Below are 21,744 nucleotides of genomic sequence, written 5' to 3'. Positions count from 1 at the left end.
ATGCCTTTATGATGACCATCGCCGGACAACCGTTTCTTACCGATTTTCAGACGCAGCAACTCATCAGTCAGTTTCAGCAAAAAACCGAGCTAAATGTCAGTCAAATAAGTACTCAGCAAGTGTATGTACTATCACGAGAGCTATCTGGTGATGAACATAAAAAAGCGCTAGATCTACTGGCGGTTGACCAGTCAGCAACGCTAAATGCGCCGCAAGACAACCAACTACAAGTCATCGTTGGGCCACGTTTTGGTACGATATCGCCATGGGCAAGTAAAGCGACAGATATCTTTAATAACTGTGAAATCGAGATCAATCGTGTTGAGCGTGTCGTTGTTTATACGTTAACCCTCGATGAAAAAATAGACGGCGCCGCAGGCGAAAAACTACCAGTAGACGCCGAGCATTTATTATTTGACCGTATGACTCAGAGCTTGGTCTATGACTTGAGCGATGTCAGCAAATTGTTTGATGATCAAGCGCCAGCATCACTGAATCATATTAATGTTATCGGACAAGGTCAGTCAGCACTAGAATCAGCCAATACCGAGTTCGGCTTTGCGTTATCAAGTGAAGATATTGACTATCTGATGAATGCCTATGTCAATGAGTTGAAACGCAACCCAACTGACGTTGAGCTGATGATGTTTGCACAGGCAAACTCAGAGCATTGCCGTCATAAGATTTTCAATGCTCAGTGGACAGTCGATGGTGAAGTGCAGCCAAAGTCACTGTTCCAAATGATTAAAAACACGTACCAGTCGAACCCACAAGGTATCTTGTCAGCGTATAAAGACAATGCTGCGGTCATGGCAGGGTCTGATGGCATGCGTTTTTATCCTATCCCAACCGACGCGATGGATGCCAACTCAATCCATCCTTACGACTTTCATCAAGAGAACATCGATATCTTAATGAAAGTTGAAACGCACAATCATCCAACGGCAATTGCTCCGTATTCAGGTGCGGCAACAGGTGCTGGCGGTGAGATTCGTGACGAAGGCGCAACTGGTCGCGGCGGCAAGCCAAAAGCGGGTCTAACAGGATTCCACGTGTCACATCTGCATATCCCAGAGCTTAGCGAAAAGTGGGAGCAGTCAGGTCAATTGAGCACGCAGGATTATGGTACGCCAGATCGTATGGCAACCAGCCTTGAGATCATGACCGAAGCGCCATTAGGTTCAGCCAACTTCTCAAACGAGTTTGGTCGTCCAAATCTATGCGGTTACTTCCGTAGTTTTCAGCTAGATACCTCTGCGGCAAAAGACGGTAGCGAGATGCGCGGCTATCACAAGCCAATCATGTTGGCAGGTGGTTACGGCAATATCAAACGCAATCTGATTGAAAAAAATGCAATCAAAAAAGGCGATTTGCTTATCGTTCTTGGTGGCCCTGCCATGCAAATCGGTCTGGGCGGCGGTGCCGCATCGTCGGTCGATAGTGGTGATCTTGATGAGGGTTTAGACTTTGCCTCAGTTCAGCGCGATAACGCTGAGATGGAGCGTCGTTGCCAAGAAGTCCTTGATCGCTGCTGGGCCCTCGCTGGTAATGATGTCGATGTAAGTAATAACAGTAAAGACGGTAACCCAATCGTTTCACTACATGATGTAGGGGCAGGTGGTCTGTCTAACGCGATGCCAGAGCTGGTCAATGACCATGAAATGGGCGCGCATCTGAACTTGCGTAAGATTCCATCGTTAGAAGCTGGCATGTCGCCAATGGCCATCTGGTCAAATGAAGCTCAAGAGCGTTATGTGCTAGCGATTCGCCCAGAGAGCAAAGATCAGTTCGATGCCATCTGTGCCCGTGAGCGCTGCCCATATGCTATCTTGGGCGAGGCGACTGATATCCGTCAGTTAATCGTTGATGATGAGCTATTGGATGAGCAACCAGTCGATATGCCGATGCAAGTACTACTCGGCGGTACACCGAAAATGCAACGCAGCTTTGAGCGTACTGAGAGCACGTTACCAGCATTAGAGCTTGGTGATGTGAATCTAGCTGAATCAATCACCGATGTATTGCGTCACCCAACCGTGGCGAGCAAATCATTTTTGATTAGCATTGGTGACCGCTCTATCACGGGTATGGTCGTGCGTGATCAGTATGTGGGTCGCTATCAAGTGCCTGTATCAGATTGTGCAGTGACCGCTTCTGGCTTAGTGGCACTAGATGGTCAGCCAATGACTGGCGAAGCCATGAGTGTCGGTGAGCGTACGCCTGTTGCGCTTATTAGTCCAAAAGCCTCTGCGCGTCTAGCAGTCGGTGAAGCGATTACTAACATCGCTGGTGCGCGTATCGCTCAGTTGTCTGATATCACGATGTCAGCGAACTGGATGGCCGCGTGTGGTGATGACGTAGAAGATGCGGCATTGTTCGATGCTGTACATGCCGTTGGTGAAGAGCTGTGCCCAGCACTCGGTATCGCTATCCCAGTTGGTAAAGACTCGCTATCGATGCGTGCTAACTGGACTGATAACGCCAATGACAATGGTGACAACCAAGACAAATCAGTCGTGTCGCCAATGAGTTTGGTCGTGACTGCGTTTGCCCCTGTCGTTGATGTCGCAAAAACGCTAACCCCTGAGCTAATCAATGGCGACAGCGCGTTCTACCGTATTGACTTGTCAAAAGGTAAATTGCGTCTAGGTGGTTCAATCCTTGCGCAAACGCTTAGCCAACTAGGCAATGACTGCCCAGATTTAGCGCAGCCAAGTGATTTGGTCGACTTCTTTAACTTTATCCAAGCGGGTAATGAGCAAGGCGTCATCAGCGCTTATCACGATATCGGTGATGGCGGTCTGTTGGCAACTATCGCAGAGATGCAGTTCACTAGCCGTCAAGGTATCAAGCTGTCATTAAATGACGACAACTTACTCGGTCAGCTGTTCAGTGAAGAGCTAGGTGCAGTCATCCAAGTATTACCAGAAAACGTCGCTACCTTGATGGAGCTAGCAGATCAGCATAACGTGAGCGACATGCTAAGCCTCGTCGGTCAAAGCTCTGAAGAAGACAGCTTACTAATCCAAACGCCAACGCTCATGGGTGACGACACGCTACGCTTTAGCCGTGCTGAATTACAGCAAGCGTGGACGCAGGTCAGCTATCAAATCGCGCGCCGCCGTGATAACCCAGCGTGCGTACAGCAAGAGTATGACTTGATTAGCGATGCCAGCCATAAAGGTCTGATCGCTGCGCCAAATTTTGATCTCAATCAAAAAGTTGAAGAACCATATCTAAATAGCCGTGCTGATTCTGATAACAGCAAGCCAAGAGTCGCTATCTTGCGTGAGCAAGGCGTCAATGGTCAGACAGAGATGGCAGCAGGCTTCACTCAAGCTGGCTTTGAAGCGGTCGATGTACACATGAGCGATCTACTCAGTGGCCGTATCAATCTACGTGACTTCGACGGATTGGTCGCTTGTGGTGGCTTTAGTTATGGTGACGTACTGGGCGCTGGCTCTGGCTGGGCGAACTCTATCTTGTTCCATGACGAGCTTCGCATGCAGTTTGTCCGCTTCTTCGCCCGTCCTGATACCTTCTCACTAGGTGTCTGTAATGGTTGTCAGATGATGGCGCAGTTAAAAGACCTCATCCCAGGTGCAGAAAACTTCCCACGCTTCATCGCGAACAAATCAGCTCGTTTTGAAGCGCGTACGGTCAACGTAAAAGTCGAGCGTACCAAGTCTATCCTGTTCAAAGGCATGCAAGACAGCATCTTGCCAATCGCTGTTGCGCATGGTGAAGGTTATGCCACACTAGACAATACCGAAATCGACGGTATGGCAAAACACGGTCAACTTGCGATGCGTTATGTCGACAGCCAAGGCCATCCAACCGAGACGTATCCGCTCAATCCAAACGGTTCGCTCGGCGGTGTCACGGGTCTGTGTAGCACTGATGGTCGCGTCACTATCATGATGCCGCATCCTGAGCGTAACCTAAAAGCCTACAACCATAGCTGGAAACCAGAAGAGTGGGATGAGGACGGCGCGTGGATGCGTATGTTCCGCAACGCTCGCGCTTGGTTGCGTTAAGATATAGGGTAATTTGTTCTAAAGTATAGTTTTAGATAGAGGTTTTTTAAAGTAAGAAGGTGGGCTTCGGCTCACCTTTTTTGTGTTTAAGAGTTGAGTGTTTGGAGATAAGGGCTAGCGTTTATACCGTGTTTTCACGAATATAGGTAATGACACCCATGCTAAAATTGCGGTCAACGTAGATTAGCATTAAGCAAAATAAGGAAGAAGGAAATGTCAGGAATTACAGATATCAATGAGCTATTGAGTTCGATGCAGCCCGTACTAGTTGATGAGTTATTTGTGTTTTGTACTGTAAAAGGGCAGCTAGCGGAGTACCTAAACTTAGCGCCAATCGCGACGTTTGTGGAAACAGAAGGGCTGACTCTTGTGTTAAAAAAAGCCAAAGCTGACGAGGCAGGTTTACAGTATGAGGGCGTGTTTCGACAAATCACTTTGACGGTGCATTCAAGCCTAGAAGCGGTCGGTCTAACCGCAGCAGTGTCAACCAAACTGACCTCAAAAGGTATCAGTGCCAATGTGATCGCTGCTTATTATCATGACCATATATTTGTATCGAATGATAAGGCGGAGCAGGCGCTATCGGCGTTAAAAGAGCTGATTAATATATAAAATTTTTAAGAATGATCAGGCAAATAGTAAAAGAGAAGGTATGAGACAATACATAGCTTTCGTAAATAAAATAGTGAAAAAGTCCCTCTAAAAATGAAAGCTAATATGTTTTTACCGAACTATGTATCTTTCAAAATTTTTAGCATTAGCGATCAACTCATAAATCTTATCACTTTCTAATATCCAAAAAAAACGGCACTGAAATCAGTGCCGTTTTATAAGTAGTGATAATTTAAACCATAACCACGACTCTTCAAATGCTAAATCGCCAAAATCAATCCCAACTTAAAATCACCTTACCGCATTGCCCACTTTCCATGATATCAAAGCCTTCTTGAAAGTCATCAATGTGCATGCGATGGGTAATGATGGGCGACAGATCAATACCGCTGATCAGCATTTGCTCCATCTGATACCACGTCTCCCACATCTCGCGGCCATAAATACCTTTTAGGGTTAACGCCTTAAAGATAATCTTGCTCCAATCCACCGTGGTGGTGTTAGGCAAAATGCCCAAGAGCGCAATTTTAGAGCCGTTATACATGTTACTAATCATCGAATCAAAGGCCTGAGGCGAGCCTGACATCTCAAGCCCAATATCAAAGCCGTGCATTTTTAACGTATCGATAGCGCCTTCGATGGTTTCACCTTTGGCTGGGTTGATGGTCATCGTCGCGCCCATTTTTTTGGCAAGCTCTAGACGATAATCACTGATATCACTGACCACGATATTACGTGCTCCAGCAAATCGGCAAATCGCCGTTGCCATGGAACCAATCAGTCCTGCACCCGTGATTAGTACATCTTCACCAAGGACAGGAAATGATAAAGCGGTATGCGTGGCATTACCAAAGGGGTCCATAATGGCGGCCATCTCATCGCTGATACGCTCATCGAGTTTGATGACATTATCGGCAGGTATCACCAAATATTCGGCAAACGCGCCATCGCGGTCAACGCCCACGCCGATGGTGTTTTCGCACACATGGAGCTTACCTCGGCGGCAGTTACGGCAATGCCCGCAAGCGATATGGCCTTCGCCTGTGACTCGGTCACCTACTTCAAGATGCTTGACACCATCGCCCATTTCACTGATAACACCGACGTACTCGTGTCCGATAATCATCGGCGTGTTTATGGTCTTTTGTGACCACTCATCCCACTTATAAATGTGCAAATCTGTGCCGCAAATGGCGGTTTTTTTAATTTTAATTTTAACGTCATTGATGCCGACCGTAGGTTCTGGCATGTCTTGCATCCAGATGCCTTTTTCGGCATGAGCTTTAACCAGTGCTTTCATAGTTTTCTCTTATTTAACTGTGTTGTACTTAATGATTGAATTTAGGGTGTGTCCTCATTTTAAAAATGGTGATAAAAATGAGATAAATTGCCGTCAAACGAGGAAAATAGTGCAGATAATATCGAGATATTGACTAACTATTTGACGATGTTTGGCAAAATTTAGCTATTTTTAGCCCATTTAGAGAACGCTCGTTTGAATTGAGGGCACGCCCTAGATAAATATCGGACGACGCTTAATCAATCACCTTCATTTGCTTGGCGACTTTGATAAAGGCGGCGATACACTGGTCGAGCTGCTCGCGAGTATGGGCAGCAGAGAGCTGCACACGAATGCGAGCCTCATTTTTAGGTACGACAGGATAGAAGAAGCCAATCACATAAATGCCTTCTTCAAGCAGTGCGTCTGCCATTTGCTGCGAGACATTGGCATCATAGAGCATCACCGCACAAATGGCCGATTCGGTAGGCTTGATATCGAAGCCTGCATCTTGCATTTGCTTCACAAAATAGGCGGTATTTTCATGCAATTTATCTTGTAGGGTATTGTCTTGCGATAGCATTTCAAACGCTTTTACTCCAGCGGCAGCCACCATAGGAGGAATAGAGTTTGAAAACAGATACGGGCGTGAGCGTTGACGCAGCATCTCAACCATTTCTTTTTTACCTGTGGTAAAGCCGCCAATAGCGCCGCCAAACGCCTTGCCCAAAGTGCCAGTGATCAGCTCAATATCGCCACGTAGATCAAACAATTCAGTCACGCCGCCACCAGTGCGACCGACCACGCCTGCTGAATGCGATTCGTCGATCATGACCATGGCATCATATTTTTGTGCCAACGCATAGATCTCATCCATTGGCGCTACGTTACCATCCATAGAAAACACACCATCGGTGACAATCAAACGAAAACGCTGTGCTTGCGCCGCTTGCAATTGCGTTTCTAAATCTTGCATATCCGCATTGGCGTAGCGATAACGTGCGGCTTTACATAGGCGCACACCATCGATGATTGAAGCATGATTTAACGAATCAGAAATAATCGCATCTTCGCTGGTCAGCAGTGGCTCAAAGGCACCACCATTGGCATCAAAACAGGCCGCATAAAGAATGGTATCTTCGGTATTAAAGAACTTAGAAATCGACGCCTCTAATTGCTTATGCAAATCTTGCGTACCACAAATAAAACGCACCGATGACATGCCATAACCTGAGTCTTCGATGGCTTGGATCGCCGCCTTTTTAATCTCAGGATGGTCAGACAATCCAAGATAATTATTGGCACAGAAGTTAAGCATCTCACGGCCATCGGCGATCTTGATGAGCGCATCTTGCGGAGAGGTAATAACGCGCTCGTTTTTATATAGACCTGCGTCGCGGATATCGCTGATTTCTTGTTGTAGGTGTTTTTGAAAGGCTTGATACATAAATATTCCTTTTTTAGTATTATTGGTGTTCGTTTGATAATAGAGATATTGAGACTGGTAATAGAACTAAGCTATCAAAGCCAAGCTATCAAATCTACGCATCATCCTAGCCATCATTAAAATCAACGATAAAACCAACGAGGCGGGAAGCCAATGAGATGGTGCGAGCAGTGATACTATCTATAACCTTGTGAGCGGTGATTTTATCATTAGCCTATCGCAATAAATAGCCTAAATAGTCGGTAGATAGTCCTTCTTTTATAAAGCTATATAGTGCTGTTTAGTTGTAGTGTTGGTCTCATAGCGGCTTAGCTATGTCTCAAAACATAAGACATCAACTTGCGCATTTATTTCATCTTGAGTGGCAAATACCGTCTATCCAGTTAGTCATCTTTGGGGCGCTTCTGAGCCTCAGCGATCAACTCATAAATCTTGGCACTTTCCTTTAGCACACAAGCATCATAGGCAGAAAGTGGCTCAGGTTTTTGCTCCTCTTTCTTTTTCTGCTTTTGCTCCTGCTCTTGTTTGGCTTTTTCTTCTAAATACTTTTGCAGATCGTCTTGCTCATTTTTTTGAGAGTTATTCATGGTTTATGTCTCCTAATAGCCTGTATTCTTTAATAAAAGTCATCCCGACCAGCATACTTCTTGTTTAGTGCCTGCAATATCGCATAGGTCTCGCTATCCATATTACCCGTTGGCTGCTGCGCTCTGAAATGTAGCTGAAACGCATAGACGACATCGCGACTGGCCTTGTCCCACGTATCAGTGTCATTGATTTGATAGCCATACTTGCGAAACGCTTGCTTGATTTCAGGTATCGTTGCCGACGCAAATCCATCTTGATTCATAAAGAATTGCTTATCAAATTCATCATACCAAGCGCCGATACCGTAATCGAAATACAGTCGCTCCCACGGGAACTTTGCACCGGGGTCTATCTTACGCGAGGGTGCCATATCGGAGTGACCGATGATATTCTTTGGTGAGATGTCATAGCGCGTGGCGATATCTTGCACCAGTTGTGCGACTTTTTTAATCTGCAACTCATCAAATGCCACATAATGCTCATAAGGATGATAGTCGAGCGTGCCATTTTTTAACGCGTCTCGATATTCAGGCTTGATGCCGTTATTGACGATCTCGATACCGATAGAGGTATCGTTTAATATCGTCCGTCCTGCAAAGCCGCCGTCACCAGCATGCCATGCGCGCTCGCTATCTGGTACTAGGTTGTAGATTTTATTGTCATCATTGTCTAATACTAGATAGTGCGCGCTCACATTGCCCGTGGTCAATGTCTTTATCGAGCGCTCATTATCTGAGACGGTATAGTGCAAGACGATGGTTTTGATGCGTTCGCTTTTGCCAGTCGCTTGGTAGCTATCGCTATCGATGACATAACGCGGCGCTGTCGTTGATACGCAGCCTACAAGCGATAGTATGGAGCATGATACTAGTACTGAAGTCAATGTAATTGAGGAAATGTTTTTTGCCATGAAATGCTCTGTGTGGGAATAGTTGCGGTGATAGCATCTTTTGCGCTTGATGTTTATTGTGCCCAACTAGCAAATGCTATTTATGTTCAATTAACGTTAGGATTGACTGCGATTTTTTTATAACCAATTGCCCCAAGCAGAATAAAAAATCCCAGCAAGACATAAGCATTGAACGACAGCGCTGCTGGTGAAAATGGTAGCAGCAATAGCGATATAAAGACCACACTGATTAATACAGAGAGATAATTTAGCAGACTTGCCTGTTTCTTTTTCCGCTCATTGATGAGGTCAGCGGTTGTGACATAAGCAAAGCCAACGGTTATACCCAAGGACGCCATTGTCACGATATCGAGTAGGTAGTTTCTACCTAGCCAAGGAGAGAGTAGGCACACCAAACATATCAATATAACGGTTTTTTGCTTACTGAATTGGTTATGTTTATCTGTAAATACGCTAGGCAATAATGACGTGTCACCCATAGATTCTAAGAGCTTAACCGATGACAATATAAAGCCATTGATACCGCTCATTATCGAGCCAATCATGGCTATTGACAGTAGCCAAATACCAATGCTACCAATCCGATTGTCTATGCCTTCACCTGTTGCCCAGTGGCTGTCTTTGATCGCTTGATAGTCAAAGCTCATGTTTAGCGCGGTAAAGTAGTTGATTAAAAAGTAAAACAACACACCGGCGATGAGTGAGATTAGGATAATACTTTTGGTCTTGGTTTTTGAGTCGCTAATCGCCTTCGAAATCTGCGGTGTGGTCTCAAAACCAACATACGCCCACGGCATAACGGCTAAGATAGGTAACCATGCCAGACTGGTGATAGAGCTGCTAGACATGTCAGTTGGCAAAAATGCTTGGCTCGTTGGTGTCATCCAAAGCGAGGCAAAAAACAGCGCGGTGACTGATAGAATCATAAAGAGGGCGATATAGAGTTGAATTTTTGCGCCGACTCGTACACCTTTTAGATTGATATAACTGAACAAAACAATAGCCGCACTGCATAAGAACACTTCACTGGCGTAGACTTCCCAACCAGCAATTGTATACAGATAACCTAATTGTAAGCCGCTAGGTAACAGATAGCGCAGTAGCAAAGCGACGGCTGATATATTGAGCGCGATAATAGAAATATAGCCTATCGTGACGCCCCAACCATAAATATAGGCATGCTTGCGATTGATGTATTTTTCAATCCAATAGACACCGCCTGACTCGTTCTCTGGCGTTTGGGTCAGCAAATTAATATAGGCACGCGCAACCATATAGATGGCTAAAGTACCGATAATAATAGCAACAGAAGAGCCTAATAGCTGTGACTGCGGCAAAAACAAATCGCCTGGCATGACATAAGCGCCCCAGCCGATAATCGCACCGACGCTAATCGCTATCGCTTGTAGGTAGCTGATACTTTCTGTCTTTTCACTCATGGAGTGCTCCTTCACGATTAAACATAGAGAAGGAGAGAGTGTTTATTATGAAGCTGACATAGAACATGAAAAACCTTGTGACGCCATTACGCAGGGTAGTGGCTATCTTTTATAAATAGAAAAGTCATATTAAAGGTTTTTGTTGAGTGTTACCTTTTCAATCCTGTTGGATTTTTTTAGCCAGAACCTTTTTCCAACTGTCCTCTAAATAGTCAATCGCGAGCCACTGTTCAATAGTATCTGCATCATATTTCTCTTTAGAATTGGCCAATTGCCATAGCGTCTCTAGTGTCGCAAACGGATAAGGGCGCTCAACTAAATATACGGGTAAATCAGCGTCTATAACGCCATCGCGTACAACTTGGAAATACCAACCAGAGATACCTTGCTTGCTGACCCATGCCGCGATATTTGGTACTTCGGTAAATTGACCGATTTGGTCGTTGATTTTGTAGCAGGGGCGGCGCGGTTGGACGATACGTAGCTGAACGCTAGTATCATCATTACTAGTGTCTTGACCGTCTTCAAAATGTCCACCATATTGAAAAACATCGCCAATACAAACCGTAGATTCGGTCATTTCAGGCAAACCATCGACAGCTTCAGTCGTAAGGTTTTCTCCTAGTGTACCGACACGAACTTTTAAACCAAACTCTGCATTGATTTTTGCATACGTCGCAGGCGCTAGCTGATGCACGGCTTTGAGTGGGCCGCCATGATGCTTACGGTCAGCCTGTTCATCAGTGGTTAAGCCCATAAAGTTGACAGCAACAGGAGATTTGATAGGTGCTTTATCAATGGCGCTCATTTCTTCACGGGCGAATGGCATAGATTTGCCAGCGCGGACGCAGGTTAAGTTGGCGATATGTAGTGGCAAGTCTTGGTTAAAGTCTGTTGAAGTTTGCTCAGGTGATGACGTGTTCGATTCTGCGCTCATAAGGTTTCCTAATAAGTAGAATAAATAGGCGAGGGCGGCTTAATTTTGGCGGTTTAATGTTAGCGGCTAATAAATATTAATATGAAATGAGCTTATCCGTACTCAATGATTTATCTGATTATACTGATTCACAACTATAAAATTTACATAAAAAAAGACCAGAATAAGTATTCTGGCCTTTTTGGTAGAGCGTTTCTTAATTTTGAACGAGTATCGTCACTGACAAGCTTATTTATTTTTGTTACGACGACCTGCAGTTTTCTTTTCGCGCGGCGTAGCAACCAGCTCAGCCAACTGCTCAGGTGATGACCATAGGCCTTCTAGGTCATAAAACTCACGTGCTTGCGGCGTCATCATGTGGACGACAACTGCGCCCAAATCAATCAACGTCCAGTCAGAATCGATGCCGCCTTCACGGCCAAGTGGCATAAAACCAGCTTGCTTAGCTTCAGCGCCGACGCTATCAGCCATCGCACGTACATGACGCTTTGAGGTACCATCAGCGATGATGATGCGCTCTGTTACGTCAGTCAAATCTTCTACATTCATTACAGTGATGTTCTTTGCTTTCATATCATCTAGAGCGCTTTGTACTAGGGTCAAGCATTCTGTTAGGCGTTCTGCAGTCATGGTGTTGGTCATAAATTTTAATCTCTTGAATCGTAAATATGTAAAATAAAGGGGTAAAACGTCAATTTGTCTTATCCGACTGATCATATGTCGTCAGTCACGCATAGAGACAGGATAGGCAAAATGACATAGATAAGGCGATTTTAACGGAATTGAGCAGCAGAATATAGCTGATGGGCGATAATATATTGATAAACAGCAGGATTTAGCCATTTAGCTAATGGATTAGATTCAGTATTGCTAATGATATCATTTATTGATGCTATAGATGCGATTTGCCGTTGAGCGACTGGCATTTTATTTGTTTGATCGTCTAATTTCTGTAGTTGTTCACGTATTTGTGTGCTTGATACCGCAGTAATAGGTCGCGAATCTATATAAATGCGTCCTTGAATCGCATTTTTCAAGTCAGTGCTTTTTAAGTCAGTGCTAGTCGGATCAGTGCTATTTGGATTAGTACTATTTGAGTTTAAGCTATCTGACGATTGCTGAATGGTTGGAGTTAACAGCTCGATAGGTGAGTCTATTATATGGGGCTGCAATGACAATGGTAATTGCGTTTTTAAGAAATTAACATCTTGGGTAGTCGCTGTATTGTTTTCAGAAGAGATAGTGCTGTCAGAAAATTTTTCACTGATACCATCACTAACATCAGAACTGCTCTGACGATTAAATACCCATAGGTTGACATGGTCAGTGAGACGCAATCCATCTTTCCATTTATCCAAACTATGGGCGCTGTCCATACCCATAATAAATATCAAATTATCATTAGGATATTGCTGTCTTAATGTACGTACGCTGTCGATCGTATAGACAGGCGGCGCTTGCCATAGCTCCAGCTCATTAATCTGTATCGGTGTATTTTCTGTCGCCAGCTTTAACATCGCTAAACGATGGTTAGGGTCTGTACTTTGCGTCTTAAATGGCGAGCGTGCATTGGGTAATAAAGACACATGCAGGGGACGCTGTAGCTGCGTTGCAATTGGTAGTAGGTGCTGATAGACCGACATCGCGACTTCTAAATGACCGTTATGTACTGGATCGAACGAGCCACCAAGGTAGGCACGAATGGCAGGTGCAGGTGTTTTTTCTTGAGGGCTGTTGCTCGTATTTGGCATAAATAAATGTATAAAAGTAGATAGGGCGCATGTGGTCGTTGATGCACCTTACTCTTTTACTGGCTGGCCTTTTTAGATTAAATAATTTGATGATAGCGCTATTGTAGAGGGCAGACGAGTATCTGTCACCACTGTCTGACCCCACAGTACCAATAAAAAACCGACCATCGTAATGATAGTCGGCTTTGTATAGGACTTTAATTAGCGAGTCTTATAGCGATTAAATCAAATCGCTATACGCTTGGATAGCGGTTAACGCGATGGTATAAACGATATCGTCGACCAAGGCACCACGTGATAAATCATTAACGGGTTTATTCAAGCCCTGTAGCATAGGGCCGACACTGACGACGTTGGCACTACGCTGTACTGCTTTATAAGTGGTGTTACCAGTGTTAAGGTCAGGGAAGATAAAGACATTGGCTTGTCCAGCGACAGGTGAGTCTGGCGCTTTTTGCTTACCGACGCTCATGACAGACGCCGCATCATACTGTAGCGGGCCGTCGACTTTGAGGTCTGGTGCACGCTCGCGAACGATTTGGGTTGCACGGACGACTTTTTCGACATCTGCACCTGCGCCTGATGAGCCAGTAGAGTAGCTGATCATCGCAACTTTTGGATCGATACCAAAGGCAGCAGCAGACTGTGCTGATTGAATGGCAATCTCTGCAAGCTCTTCAGCATTAGGATCTGGGTTGATCGCACAATCACCATAGACGACCACTTGCTCAGGCAACAGCATAAAGAACACTGATGACACGAGCGAATACTGCGGCGCGGTTTTGATTAGCTGGAATGCTGGGCGTACCGTGTTGGCAGTGGTATGAATCGCACCTGAGACCAGACCATCTACTTCGTCTAGTTGAAGCATGATAGTACCTAGATAGACCGTGTCTTTTAGGTATTCAGCAGCGACTTCTGCAGTGGTTTTGCCTTTACGGCGCTCTACGACAGCAGCGATATATTTGCTCATATCGAGGTTGTCAGGGTCGATAATTTCTAACCCTTCAGGCAACGTTAGATCACGGTTTTTAGCCACTTGCTCAACGTCACTACGTTTAGCAAGTAATACGCAGTTGGCGATACCGCGACTTTGACAGATACAGGCCGCTTCGACCGTACGTGGTTCCGCGCCTTCTGGCAGCACAATACGTTTTTTGGCGTGTTGTGATTTTTTGACCAATTGATGGCGAAATGCTGATGGTGACAGACGCGGCTCGTGATTGCGGCTGAAGTATTCTTTAATCCAGCTTAGATCCAAATGCGCCGCCACATAACGAGCGACTTCATCAGCACGTTCTGTATCATCACTTGGAATCTCAGAACTCATATGCATCAGGCTCTGTACCGTCTCGTAGCTGTCGCTTTCGACACTCATGACGGGTATGCCAGTTTTGAGCGCTGATTGCCAAAGCTCAGCAACTGTATCGCTTGGGGTGATACCACCTGTCAATACTAGACCTGCCAATGGAATCCCATTGATACAGGCTAATCCCGCAGCCAATAGCAAGTCATCACGGTCGCCGGGCACGACCATTAATGTACCACGCTTAAAGACTTCGTTGACGCGCGCCACTGAACGAGCGGTTAGGCTGATACGATTGATACGACGTGTCTTTGCTTCGCCAACATTTAGCCAAGTCGCATCAAGCTCCGTTGCGATATCCCACGTGCGTGGCACAGACAACGAGTCACTAAAAGGCACTACCCCGATAAGGCGGAACACTTCGGTATTGAACGAAGGCGATAGACGCTGAACCTCTTGCAGGAAGTTCGGATCTAAGCTGACAACGGCCTCACCCGGCGCGACAGGTTGATTGTCAAAGGTGTTCGGCACGTCTTGTACACGCATCAATATCACGCCTAGCGTACGTGAATCGATGACCCCGCCAAACTCACGGGCATGGACATCCAGTTTGTCTGCTAAATAAGCAGGCTTACTGATATCGGCAGTACTGACAAATATAATTTTGGCGTCTAGCGCGTGAGCAAGTGCACGGTTAATTTGTGAAGCATAAGAGGTCTCAGTGGTTGGCACCAGACCTTCACAGATAATCACGTCATGACCATCATCGATCGTATGAAAATTGGCAATCACTTCTTCCATTAAGTCATCAAGATTGTCATCGCCTAGCATACGCTCAACGTGTTGACGGCTGATAGAGTCAGGCGGATTTAGGCCAAATGCGTGCATGGTCAATGCGCTTGAGCTGTCTAAGCTGTGTTGTTTGTCTAGCGTATCATCTTGCAAAAACGGCTTCATAAAGCCCGCTTTGATACCGTTATAATCAAAGGCACGGATTAGTCCTAGTGCGGCTGATGTTACACCGATACCACGACTAATGGGAACAAGTAAAATGGTTTGCATAATATGTCCTACAATTTATTTTATTTTAGACGTCGAGTCGTTTTGAGCAGCATAAGCAATGCAGTATAAAAACACCAAGCGCTTTATCTTATTTGTTTTCAGCTTTTTAAAAGCGTTTAGAACGATAAGCGCTAGGCATTATAATCAATCGTCTTATACTAAGTTCAATGCTTGACGAGTCTCTTGAGCGATGCGGTATTCTTCGTCTGTTGGTATAACCCACAGCTCGACACTGCTACCTTCTGCTTGGAAGCTGCCTTCTTGGCCACCGTACAATCCAGCGTTCTTTTCAGCGTCCATCTTGATACCGAAATGACGCATGACGGCTAAAATACTTGCGCGCGTGGTGACGGAGTTTTCGCCGATACCACCAGTGAAAACAATACCGGTAAATTCAGGCAGTGCACAGCTTAAGCTGGCGAGGTATTTACCAGCGCGGTAGCAGAACATCTCGATGGCGAGCTGCGCATCTTTATGGCCTTCGCTAGCGGCTTGCTCAATAGTACGCAAATCATTTGATAGACCAGAGATACCAAGCAGACCACTTTCACTATTTAGCATCTTGTCCGTTTCTTCTAGGCTAATACCGAGCTGACGCTTTAGATGCATATGTAAGCTTGGGTCGACATCGCCGCTACGTGTGCCCATCATCAGTCCTTCAAGCGGGGTCAGACCCATACTGGTATCAAGACTTTTGCCATCGTATACGGCAGTTGCTGAGCAACCATTGCCTAGATGCGCAGTTATCCAACCATGAGGACCTTTTGCTTCAGTAATTTGGCTAGCACGCTCTGAGACATAAGCATGAGACGTACCATGGAAGCCATAACGACGGATTTTGTGCTCTTCGTATAGATATTTTGGCAACGCATAGCGGAAGGCGACAGGTGGCATGGTTTGGTGAAAGGCGGTGTCAAATACCACAACTTGTGGAATATCAGGATAAATAGCTTGAACCGCTTCAATACCCAAAGCATTTGCAGGGTTATGTAGTGGAGCTAGTATCTTTAGACGTTTTACTTCTTCTAACGCATGCTGATCAACGCGAACCGCTTGAGAGTATTCACGGCCGCCATGTACCACGCGGTGCCCGACTGCGATAAAGTGATATTGCTCTAGTAGCTCTAGAATTTTTTGCAGGGCAAGTTTGTGACTACCACCCGGGATAGAGATCTCTAACTTATCGCCATTTAGCGTGGTGTGTTTGATACGGGCTGTATCGAGACCTAAGTTTTCGGCAAGACCGGTGATACGAGTAGAATTGTCATCGCTAATCAATGCGTATTTGATAGAAGACGAACCGCAGTTGAGGACTAAAGTGGGGCTGGTTAGGGTTGATGTTTCGCTATTCTTATCATCAAAAGTGGTACTTAGGTTGGCGCTCATACTCTATCCTTAGATTGGTTTTTATAAAGGGCAAATTAATTATATCGTTCGTTCGATACAAAAAAGACGTCTATTGCCACGTCCTGTTTTATTATCATCAAATGCTACATCGCTGATATCTCAAGTGCTGTAGTAAGGGTCACTGAGATATGATGTCATTATTATATGGAGTTGATGACGTTGATAACCGTCGAGTAAAATAAAAATCAACCATATATATGCTGATCATATCAAGCAAGTATATTGGCGATTTTGTTTATACTTGGACTACTACTTCTGACAGTGCTATGCATCCATGCTTATGAGGTAATGCGTCTGCATTTCAGGCTAGCATCCTATTGCCGCCGCAAACTGGGAATATAATGTAACACATTTTTGTTTCTACACCACGACAGGGGCAAGGTTTAAAGTGTGTGATTAATAAATGGCTAAATACGTAACAAATCAATTATATTCAGTGAGTTATAGAACTATAGGTGGATAACTTGTATGGGCTACATAGCAAGGCTATGACTCACAAAATTGTAAGAAATATTGTCGAGACACCCATATGTTATACATCCATATCTAAGCTCGCAGACGATATTACTATAAAAATTCGACTAATGTTCTAGAAAATATTCAACATCATGCAAATTTATTCACCAATCATATTCAGTATCCGTACAGCTTTATGTAATAATGCTATGATGAAAATGGTCATAACGACAGTGCTTTAACTGCTAATTTGGCTGTCCATTTATTTTTTATTTATCACGATTTACTATCGCCATTATGCCGTCGTAAGCTCACAGGTTATCTATTATATGTCTACTATACACAGCCCCTCAGCAGCCAAGCATGCTAGCTCGTTCGCTCGTACCAGTCGTCAGGCTGTTGCCACTTTAGTTATTGGCAGTATGGTTATGCTAGGATTGTCAGGCTGCGGGCAAAAAGGCGATCTATATCTGGCAGACTCTAGTAGTCAAACGATAGAGGGCAGTGCGTCTGTACTTGATAGTACTAGCCATCCACAAGATGCAGCCTTTGCGGGTATCGATGATGATAACTATCAAAAAAACCGCTACCTAGAAGACCAAATGGTGCTACCTGAGCCCAGTACTGATCCCAACGACTACTAATTGCTAAGCTATTAATTACTAGACTAATAGTTGCGAGGCTAATAATTGCTAAGCTAAGCCAATGGATAGCGGTTAGGTGCTTTTTAATTAACAGTTTAACTAACTGTCGATTCTTTACTGCCTGATTGACTAAATAGCTTTACTACCTAAATTTAATTTTCACCCTTGATAATCTGATTATATTAGAGATGTTTATATGAGTCATTCTGAACTACCTGCTGACTTAACCGATTCTGCTACTGGCGAATCCGTTACTATCCAAACTGAGCAAGGACTATATGTTGACCCGAAAGCGTTGAGTGCTCACTTGCCAGCGCTAAGCTATCGCGACGATGCATTGTATATGGAGCAGGTCAGTATCGATGAGTTGGCAAAACAATATGGCACACCATGCTACGTGTATTCAAAGCAAGCAATATTGGACGTTTACCAAGCTTATACCGATAGCTTTGCCAGTCTGAATCATCAGGTATGCTATGCCGTAAAAGCAAACTCTAACCTTGCCGTGCTTGGTATCTTGGCACAGGCAGGCGCTGGGTTTGATATTGTCTCTCGCGGTGAGTTAATGCGTGTGTTAGCGGCAGGTGGCGCGGCATCGCGTGTGGTATTCTCAGGTGTGGGCAAAACGTATAGTGATATCGAATACGCGCTGACTCAAGGTATTGGCTGCTTCAATGTTGAGTCTATCAGCGAGCTGACTTTAATCAATGAAGTGGCAAAGTCACTTGATAAGCCTGCGCCAATCTCGTTACGCGTCAACCCTAACGTCGATGCCAAAACCCATCCGTATATCTCAACAGGTCTCAAAGACAACAAGTTCGGTATCACTCACGAAGACGCATTAGCGGTCTATCAGCAAGCGGCCGATTTATCACATATCGACATCGTTGGTATTGATTGTCATATTGGCTCGCAATTGACTGAGGTAGAGCCGTTTGTTGCAGCATTAGATAAAGTGATTGAGCTGATACATAGCCTGCGTGACGCAGGTATTGAGTTACAGCATATCGATTTGGGCGGTGGTTTGGGTGTGCGCTATATTGATGAGACGCCTGTGTCTATCGATGAGTTTGCTCAAGCCTTATTGCCAAAACTTAGTGAGCTTGGTTTGACTGTGTTCTTTGAGCCAGGTCGTAGTATCGTTGCCAATGCTGGCGTGCTATTGACTCAAGTTGACGTACTCAAGCCGACTGAGCATAAGAACTTTGCTATCGTTGATGCCGCTATGAATGACTTGATTCGTCCTGCTTTATATCAAGCTGAGATGGCGGTGATTCCAAGTGTACTACCTAGTGCCGGTATCGATACAGATGGTACACAGCCATGGGACATCGTTGGCGCGATTTGCGAGACGGGTGATTTCTTGGCAAAAGACCGCCTACTATCATTGGCCACAGGTGATGTATTGGCCATCACGGGTGCAGGTGCTTACGGCTTTACCATGAGCAGTAACTATAACTCACGCCCGCGTGCTAGCGAAGTGATGGTGTCTGGTGATAGTCATCAGCTTATTCGCAAGCGCGAAACGATTGAAGCGTTGTATGCAGATGAAGCGTTGTGGCAGGCGCAGTAATGCGATTAAAGACGAGCCAAAACTATCGCCGTATTTGATGATTGAAGAGAACCCATTGTGATAATGACAATGGGTTTTTTTATGACTGGATTTTGAAGAAAGTGTTTTTTAGTTAAAGGTGATTCTTAATTGAAGGCATGCCTTTAGTTGAAGGCAACATCATTCACAGAAATTAGAGTAGCAAGGAAAACGAGTGCAAGTACTACTCACTGTAGACTAAACAAGTTTGACACCGCTAATCGTATTTTTTGGGATTGGTATTATTATGATTGTATCTGACAGCGTGCTAATATAAGGCATACATAAAAATAGGATAGGACATCAAAGATATGCTAATAGAGTTTACTAAAATGCATGGGTTGGGTAATGATTTCATGGTCATTGATTTAGTGACCCAGCGTCTAGATTTGACCAAGGATTTGGTGCAGTTATTGGGCGATCGTCATCTAGGCATTGGTTTTGATCAGCTGCTCGTAGTCGAGCCGCCCATGCGCCCTGATGTCGATTTCAGTTATCGTATTTTTAATACTGATGGTACCGAAGTCGAACAGTGCGGCAATGGCGCGCGTTGTTTCGCGCGTTTTGTGCAGGCACGTAAACTGTCATTTAAGCAGCGTCTACGCGTTGAGACGGCCAGCGGTATTATTTCTCTGACCACTGATCGTTACGGTTGGGTAGATGTTGATATGGGCAAGCCTAAATTTGAGCCAGATGAGATTCCGTTTAGCCCAAGAGCGACGACCAAAATCCAAAACACCTATCATCTTGATGTAAATGGTACGCCTGTGCAGCTGTATGTTGCCAATATGGGCAACCCGCATGCTGTCATAAAAGTCGATGACGTACTTGATGCAGAGGTCGAGACTTTAGGCAAAGCAATTGAATCGCATCCTGCGTTCCCAGACCGCGTCAATGTGGGCTTTATGCAAGTGATGAATCAGCGCCACATTCGTCTACGTGTGTACGAGCGCGGAGTGGGTGAGACGCAAGCTTGTGGTACGGGCGCGTGTGCAGCAGTAGCCGTTGGTATACGTGAAGGCTGGCTCGATGAGGGTGAAGAAGTTCGCGCGCAGCTATATGGTGGCAGCATGATTATCAAATGGCAGCCAGGTTATTCGGTTACGATGACGGGTCCGACCGCTTTCGTTTATGAAGGTGTATTTAGTCCAGATGGCCTGATGGCACAAGCAGGTCTTAAACCCAACGCTGAAGGCTGATAACTGTTGTTAGGCCGATCGTATAAATGCCAAGGATGGTTCTAATATGTTTATGTCTACAAATAAAGACACTCAGGCGGCGAGCTTAGCACCTTGGCTATCTACTGAGCTGGCCGCCACTATAGAATCCGACGCTGTCTTACGAGAGCTACTCACACCTGTGCATCGTTGGCTCAATACGTTGTCTGTGCGCAACCATTCACCGCATACTCTGACCGCTTATTTCGCTGGTTTAAATCAACTGGCGTTATTTTTGCGTGGTAAGCGTCTAACGTGGACACGCTGTGATAAACGCCAACTTGCCCAGCATATTAGTCAACGTCTCGATGAAGATAAGTTGGCACTTGCCAGTGTCCAGCAAGAGCTGTCTGCGATTCGGCATTTCTATGGCTGGATGATTGAAGAAGCGCTAGCACGTATCAACCCAACCACTGGCTATCAGCTGAAGCGTAGTCCTAGACCGCTGCCTTCTATCGCTGATGTCGATTTACTAACTCAGCTACTCGATCAAGAGATGCCTGATACACCAGAGCAAGCGCGCTTATGGTTACGTGATAAAGCTATGTTTGAATTGCTCTATAGTAGCGGCTTGCGTGTTGGGGAATTGGTTGCACTTGATATGGCAGATGTAGATTTGTCTGAGTTACGGGTACGAGTCACGGGTAAAGGGAATAAAACACGCCTAGTGCCATTAGGGATAAAGGCCGCAGAAGCGATTAGTCGCTACCTGCCGCATCGTAACCTTTGGGTAGAGCAGATGGATAGCGCATTATTCATCAGTGAAAAGCTCGGCACCAGATTATCAACACGGGCAGTGCAGCAGCGTTTAAAAGTCGCTGCCACCCGCGCAGGTATTGCCCAAAACATGTATCCCCATCTATTGCGTCATTGTTTTGCATCACATATGCTGTCAGGCAGTGGCGATTTGCGCGCCGTACAAGAGATGCTCGGGCATAGTGATATTAGCACCACACAAATTTATACCCACGTTGATTTTGCAAAATTAACGCAAGTTTATGATCGCGCCCATCCACGAGCAACTCATGCTCAAAATGAAGAATTGCCTTAGCAATTAGGCA

At 45.2% G+C, this 21,744-nt stretch carries 16 protein-coding genes; 6 read left to right on the top strand and 10 right to left on the bottom strand.

The window, feature by feature from the left end; genetic code table 11:
* Positions 1-8 precede the first annotated feature (8 nt).
* Both purL and ACQKCP_RS07300 read left to right on the top strand, forming a co-directional pair.
* Positions 9-4,037 carry a phosphoribosylformylglycinamidine synthase gene (purL, locus tag ACQKCP_RS07305; RefSeq protein ID WP_427611838.1) on the top strand — a complete coding sequence of 1,343 codons (4,029 nt, stop codon included), beginning with the start codon at positions 9-11 and terminating at the stop codon, positions 4,035-4,037.
* A gap of 213 nt (positions 4,038-4,250) precedes the next feature.
* Positions 4,251-4,649, top strand: coding sequence for an ACT domain-containing protein (locus ACQKCP_RS07300; protein ID WP_427611837.1), 399 nt, complete (start codon positions 4,251-4,253; stop codon positions 4,647-4,649).
* Between the two features lie 274 nt (positions 4,650-4,923).
* Here ACQKCP_RS07300 and tdh read toward each other — a convergent pair whose 3' ends face one another.
* The 10 genes from tdh to ACQKCP_RS07250 form a co-directional block, all read right to left on the bottom strand.
* Entirely contained in the window at positions 4,924-5,949 is a 1,026-nt protein-coding gene (tdh, locus tag ACQKCP_RS07295) for an L-threonine 3-dehydrogenase (protein ID WP_261869247.1), read from the bottom strand.
* Between the two features lie 235 nt (positions 5,950-6,184).
* Complete coding sequence (gene kbl, locus ACQKCP_RS07290; RefSeq protein ID WP_427611836.1) at positions 6,185-7,375, bottom strand: glycine C-acetyltransferase; 1,191 nt, start codon at positions 7,373-7,375, stop codon at positions 6,185-6,187.
* Positions 7,376-7,758: 383 nt separating this feature from the next.
* Positions 7,759-7,962, bottom strand: coding sequence for a hypothetical protein (locus ACQKCP_RS07285; protein ID WP_427611835.1), 204 nt, complete (start codon positions 7,960-7,962; stop codon positions 7,759-7,761).
* A gap of 29 nt (positions 7,963-7,991) precedes the next feature.
* Complete coding sequence (locus ACQKCP_RS07280) at positions 7,992-8,873, bottom strand: N-acetylmuramoyl-L-alanine amidase (protein ID WP_427611834.1); 882 nt, start codon at positions 8,871-8,873, stop codon at positions 7,992-7,994.
* Between the two features lie 86 nt (positions 8,874-8,959).
* The gene (locus ACQKCP_RS07275) at positions 8,960-10,312 is read right to left on the bottom strand and encodes an APC family permease (RefSeq protein ID WP_427611833.1); all 1,353 of its coding nucleotides are present in this window, start codon (positions 10,310-10,312) and stop codon (positions 8,960-8,962) included.
* Positions 10,313-10,469: 157 nt separating this feature from the next.
* Positions 10,470-11,249 (bottom strand): MOSC domain-containing protein, encoded by a 780-nt coding sequence (locus ACQKCP_RS07270; RefSeq protein ID WP_427611832.1) that lies wholly within the window; start codon positions 11,247-11,249, stop codon positions 10,470-10,472.
* A gap of 228 nt (positions 11,250-11,477) precedes the next feature.
* A complete protein-coding gene (gene rsfS / locus ACQKCP_RS07265) occupies positions 11,478-11,891 on the bottom strand; it encodes a ribosome silencing factor (RefSeq protein ID WP_102094660.1) in 414 nt (137 codons plus the stop codon).
* 131 nt (positions 11,892-12,022) lie between these two features.
* Entirely contained in the window at positions 12,023-13,000 is a 978-nt protein-coding gene (locus ACQKCP_RS07260) for a nicotinate-nicotinamide nucleotide adenylyltransferase (protein WP_427611831.1), read from the bottom strand.
* 220 nt (positions 13,001-13,220) lie between these two features.
* Complete coding sequence (gene pta / locus ACQKCP_RS07255; RefSeq protein WP_427611830.1) at positions 13,221-15,368, bottom strand: phosphate acetyltransferase; 2,148 nt, start codon at positions 15,366-15,368, stop codon at positions 13,221-13,223.
* A gap of 153 nt (positions 15,369-15,521) precedes the next feature.
* On the bottom strand, positions 15,522-16,754 hold the full coding sequence (locus ACQKCP_RS07250) for an acetate/propionate family kinase (protein WP_057758117.1): 1,233 nt from the start codon (positions 16,752-16,754) through the stop codon (positions 15,522-15,524).
* Positions 16,755-17,560: 806 nt separating this feature from the next.
* On the opposite strand from ACQKCP_RS07250, the gene lptM reads away from it, so the two are divergent.
* The 4 genes from lptM (at position 17,561) to ACQKCP_RS07230 (ending at position 21,734) form a co-directional block, all read left to right on the top strand.
* A complete protein-coding gene (gene lptM, locus ACQKCP_RS07245) occupies positions 17,561-17,875 on the top strand; it encodes an LPS translocon maturation chaperone LptM (RefSeq protein WP_427611829.1) in 315 nt (104 codons plus the stop codon).
* A 196-nt stretch (positions 17,876-18,071) separates the two neighbouring features.
* Entirely contained in the window at positions 18,072-19,448 is a 1,377-nt protein-coding gene (gene lysA, locus ACQKCP_RS07240) for a diaminopimelate decarboxylase (protein ID WP_427611828.1), read from the top strand.
* 329 nt (positions 19,449-19,777) lie between these two features.
* Complete coding sequence (gene dapF / locus ACQKCP_RS07235) at positions 19,778-20,665, top strand: diaminopimelate epimerase (protein ID WP_057758121.1); 888 nt, start codon at positions 19,778-19,780, stop codon at positions 20,663-20,665.
* Positions 20,666-20,711: 46 nt separating this feature from the next.
* Positions 20,712-21,734, top strand: a complete 1,023-nt coding sequence (locus tag ACQKCP_RS07230; protein WP_427611827.1) for a tyrosine recombinase XerC — start codon at positions 20,712-20,714, stop codon at positions 21,732-21,734.
* Positions 21,735-21,744: the final 10 nt, after the last annotated feature.

Origin of the sequence: Psychrobacter sp. NPDC078631 (genome assembly GCF_050268165.1) — a bacterium.
GTDB lineage: Bacteria > Pseudomonadota > Gammaproteobacteria > Pseudomonadales > Moraxellaceae > Psychrobacter.
The sequence above is the reverse complement of the archived record's forward strand: the minus strand, read 5'-3'. Positions and strand labels throughout refer to the sequence as shown.

Bases quoted from the DNA above. Each gene is read 5' to 3' on its own strand.
- purL (WP_427611838.1), top strand. From the start codon at position 9: ATGATGACCATCGCCGGACAACCGTTTCTTACCGATTTTCAGACGCAG.
- dapF (WP_057758121.1), top strand. From the start codon at position 19,778: ATGCTAATAGAGTTTACTAAAATGCATGGGTTGGGTAATGATTTCATG.
- lysA (WP_427611828.1), top strand. From the start codon at position 18,072: ATGAGTCATTCTGAACTACCTGCTGACTTAACCGATTCTGCTACTGGC.
- kbl (WP_427611836.1), bottom strand. From the start codon at position 7,375: ATGTATCAAGCCTTTCAAAAACACCTACAACAAGAAATCAGCGATATC.
- ACQKCP_RS07285 (WP_427611835.1), bottom strand. From the start codon at position 7,962: ATGAATAACTCTCAAAAAAATGAGCAAGACGATCTGCAAAAGTATTTA.
- ACQKCP_RS07275 (WP_427611833.1), bottom strand. From the start codon at position 10,312: ATGAGTGAAAAGACAGAAAGTATCAGCTACCTACAAGCGATAGCGATT.
- ACQKCP_RS07230 (WP_427611827.1), top strand. From the start codon at position 20,712: ATGTTTATGTCTACAAATAAAGACACTCAGGCGGCGAGCTTAGCACCT.
- tdh (WP_261869247.1), bottom strand. From the start codon at position 5,949: ATGAAAGCACTGGTTAAAGCTCATGCCGAAAAAGGCATCTGGATGCAA.
- ACQKCP_RS07250 (WP_057758117.1), bottom strand. From the start codon at position 16,754: ATGAGCGCCAACCTAAGTACCACTTTTGATGATAAGAATAGCGAAACA.
- pta (WP_427611830.1), bottom strand. From the start codon at position 15,368: ATGCAAACCATTTTACTTGTTCCCATTAGTCGTGGTATCGGTGTAACA.
- ACQKCP_RS07260 (WP_427611831.1), bottom strand. From the start codon at position 13,000: ATGCCAAATACGAGCAACAGCCCTCAAGAAAAAACACCTGCACCTGCC.
- ACQKCP_RS07270 (WP_427611832.1), bottom strand. From the start codon at position 11,249: ATGAGCGCAGAATCGAACACGTCATCACCTGAGCAAACTTCAACAGAC.
- lptM (WP_427611829.1), top strand. From the start codon at position 17,561: ATGTCTACTATACACAGCCCCTCAGCAGCCAAGCATGCTAGCTCGTTC.
- ACQKCP_RS07300 (WP_427611837.1), top strand. From the start codon at position 4,251: ATGTCAGGAATTACAGATATCAATGAGCTATTGAGTTCGATGCAGCCC.
- rsfS (WP_102094660.1), bottom strand. From the start codon at position 11,891: ATGACCAACACCATGACTGCAGAACGCCTAACAGAATGCTTGACCCTA.
- ACQKCP_RS07280 (WP_427611834.1), bottom strand. From the start codon at position 8,873: ATGGCAAAAAACATTTCCTCAATTACATTGACTTCAGTACTAGTATCA.